5 protein-coding genes and 1 pseudogene are annotated in these 3096 nt (G+C 46.3%); 5 read left to right on the top strand and 1 reads right to left on the bottom strand.

Annotated elements, in window-relative coordinates:
• From J1785_RS02100 to J1785_RS02085, 4 genes and pseudogenes are all read left to right on the top strand, one after another.
• Positions 1–496, top strand: a pseudogene (locus J1785_RS02100) (hypothetical protein); the annotation flags it as partial.
• A 290-nt stretch (positions 497–786) separates the two neighbouring features.
• Positions 787–1011: a hypothetical protein gene (locus tag J1785_RS02095; RefSeq protein WP_217218698.1), complete on the top strand. Its 225-nt coding sequence runs from the start codon at positions 787–789 to the stop codon at positions 1009–1011.
• 13 nt (positions 1012–1024) lie between these two features.
• Positions 1025–1441: a DUF2442 domain-containing protein gene (locus J1785_RS02090; RefSeq protein ID WP_217218697.1), complete on the top strand. Its 417-nt coding sequence runs from the start codon at positions 1025–1027 to the stop codon at positions 1439–1441.
• Positions 1441–1824: a hypothetical protein gene (locus J1785_RS02085; protein ID WP_217157369.1), complete on the top strand. Its 384-nt coding sequence runs from the start codon at positions 1441–1443 to the stop codon at positions 1822–1824. The genes J1785_RS02090 and J1785_RS02085 overlap by 1 nt, the downstream gene beginning before the upstream one ends.
• 404 nt (positions 1825–2228) lie before the next feature.
• On the opposite strand, the gene J1785_RS02080 is transcribed toward J1785_RS02085, so the two are convergent.
• Positions 2229–2477, bottom strand: coding sequence for a GlsB/YeaQ/YmgE family stress response membrane protein (locus J1785_RS02080; protein ID WP_129953977.1), 249 nt, complete (start codon positions 2475–2477; stop codon positions 2229–2231).
• A gap of 404 nt (positions 2478–2881) precedes the next feature.
• On the opposite strand from J1785_RS02080, the gene J1785_RS02075 reads away from it, so the two are divergent.
• On the top strand, positions 2882–3096 hold a 215-nt coding region (locus tag J1785_RS02075; RefSeq protein WP_217218696.1), incomplete at its 3' end, for a YdgH/BhsA/McbA-like domain containing protein.

Below are 3096 nucleotides of genomic sequence, written 5' to 3'. Positions count from 1 at the left end.
GGGTTGGAAATATCAATACAAATACCTTAGACCAGGTGATATTATGTTTAGTGATAAATCCAATGCAAATACTATAAACTTAAATAAAACAGTTGCGACAAAAGCAGGAACAGAAATATCCTTTCTTTATAATATACCAGACAGCATGAAAGCTATTGCAGATGTGCGGTGCTATTTAACTTTTGGAGCGAACGCTCTCACAGGAAACTCGGCTGGTGCATCAAGAGTCGATCTTTCTCTGAGAAGAATGGTCGCATTTGATGGAAATAGTAATGCGACGCCCTTTATAGAAATGGCCAATAGCAGAAGCGCTACCTCTGATGCACTGACTGATACGAACCTTGTCACACAGGCTACAAGTACAGCCCCTGGTTTTATTCCAGGCAAAGGATCGATTCACGGGTTGGACAACAGTCTCGACGTATTAATTATGATGACAAACAACGTCGTAAATAATGTGATGAAGGAGATCCGCATCGCATACTATGGAGATTAAAGAGTTCACCGTCGCTCAGGTCAAAACCATCTAGCATTTATCACACTCTTTCAACAAAAATCTCCTCATCAGCGGCGTGTCAGCATCAAATTATTTGCTGCTCGACGCCCGTTCCAACGTTGTAGGTAAAGTCTGCCAGTGGTGCCTCGATTACCTTCTGGATCCGGAGATTAAGGCGCAGCGGTTCAGGAAGTGAAAACTCGGATATTACTGCTGTCTAACGAAAACAGTCGCTATTTGCAGCTACCTGGTTCACCATAAACCTAACTGCTAGGTTTATGGATAAACTCATGCCCACAATTCTCCGCTTTTCAGCATGGTTGATGATGGTTTACAGCCATGATCACCTGCCGCGCCATGTTCATTTAAGGCGCACCGTTCAACCAATAAAGATGGCTTTCGACCGTCATTCACTTAACTACGACACAATGGAAATTTATGGTGTCGCCACGTTCGCGGAGATCAAAGCTTTGTTTCGTTACTTAGAAGCCAATATCGTCACGCTCAAGGCTTAATGGGAGAAGATCCATGGCACCAATGACACGATTTGATGCGGCGTTAAAACGCGGGCAGCAAACGGCTAATGGCCCTTCCCGCCCTGTTTCGGTGGAATATCGTCCTGAACAACATGCCTTTACGGTCATGCACGGCGACGGCGTCGGGTATCTTATTAACATTGATTTGATTGAGGAACTTCAGCACGCAACGCAGGAACAACTGATCACCGCAGAAGTCGATGGTTTCAGCACAGCACTGCGTATTCCGGCCTGTAATGTGGATATCTATCTGCCAGGTTTACTTGCAAAAATTCTTTTTGATGCCAGCGATTTACAGAAAATTGTTGCCTCAATTAATGGTGCCATGCGCAGCGCCGTTAAAGCCAGTGCCAGCCGGGAAAATGGCAAAAAAGGCGGACGTCCGCGTAAAATTACAGAGTTAAGTTAATGCCAAAAATCAAAAGTCAGGAAGCCCTGATGCGTCAGCGTAAGCGCTGGATCATGCTGGCGGTGCTGGTGGCGGTTATCGCCGGGTGCCATCAGTGGTGGAAACAGGGGAAGCTGGTTTCGGAGCAGTGGAGCCCGAATAAACAGTACGTGGTGCGCGAGTATAAAACCTTTGAATTTATCCCGCGTATGACCATGCCGGGCGATGGCGGTCATTACTCCGGCTACATGCGCGTATATAACCGTGACGGTAAGCAGTTTTACGAAGAGTATTCCGATCTTCTCGACTTTATCGAAGGCCCGTTCTGGGCGAAAGAAGGCGTCTACTGGATGGGCAATGAAAATCAGGACATCGTGCGGCTGCCGACGTCGCCGGTGGAGTGAAACTTCACTGATGAAACCTTAGGCAGTTTAGGATTAACAGCCGTACAATATTTCGAATGAATCGAATGAATCATTCGAAGGAAGTCACTAAGCGCTAATGAAGTCAAAACTCAATTTGGTGATGTTCTTTTGAGAGTCCAGCGGAAACCTGTGTAAATCAATCGGAACGGCAAACCCGTAGATCTCTTCCGGTTTCTCCATCAGCACCATGTGGCGTACTTTTTAACCACTCCTGCCGGGCTCGTATTTATGGTAATCATGCATAAGAGCCGATCTCCTGCCGATACTCTTTCCATGAGATTGCATGAGCCTGAAGCCAGTTATCAGGTTATGCTTCAGGATTAACAGACACAAAAAAGCCGCGACTTGCGCGGCTTTTAACATTTCAGCATCAGAGTAAATCTTTAACTTCTGACTTTACGGTAGATAAACAGCACAACGATTGCACCAATCACCGCGACAACGAAGCTGCCGAAGTTGAATCCGTCCACGCGACCAAAGCCGAAGAAGGTACTGATATAACCCCCTACAACAGCACCGACAACACCCAGAACGACAGTCAGAATGAATCCGCCGCCATCTCTGCCTGGCATGATCCACTTCGCCAGAATACCTGCGATCAGACCAAAGATAATCCAGGATAAAATTCCCATTTTTCGACTCCTCCGAATAAATTTCCGTTACCGTGAATATTGTTCAGCCAAGTTAGCCAAACAAGAGCAGAACGATTCAGGCCCTGCGAGCAGAACGCGTGTTTTACACGCATGCCCTCCTTCTTGAACTACAGATAAAGTCTAGCACCATTCTACAAAACCGCCCAAAATCAGCAGGAAGGGAAGAAATGCAGAGAAATCTAAGGCACTTTCAGACAGTGTCAGCACGAATGCGGTTTCGTCAGTTGCCTGCACGGGGACGTAAAATTGCGTAAAAAGTAGACCAAATTTTTTGAACGAGATACTCAAATCAATCCGTTTTTCATCCCTGAAGATCACGCCTATTATACATTCATCGAAAGGCAACCACCTTTCACTCTCATAACCTGAATGGATAAATCATCATGAAAAACGTCAAAATTTTTGCTGTAGCTGCCACCCTTTCCCTGATTTCTTTCGGCAGCTTCGCGGCTCAGCAGATTAATCAGCCAACAAATGACATGCAGAAAATCGGTGTAATTTCCGCCGCCAACTCCACCTCTATCAGTGGCCTGGAAGCGAAACTTTCTCAACAAGCACAGGAAGCCGGTGCCTCTTCTTACCGCATCATCTCCGTGAC

Source organism: Rahnella perminowiae, assembly GCF_019049755.1.
GTDB classification, from domain to species: domain Bacteria; phylum Pseudomonadota; class Gammaproteobacteria; order Enterobacterales; family Enterobacteriaceae; genus Rahnella; species Rahnella perminowiae.
This window is presented reverse-complemented; position numbering and strand designations above follow the sequence as displayed.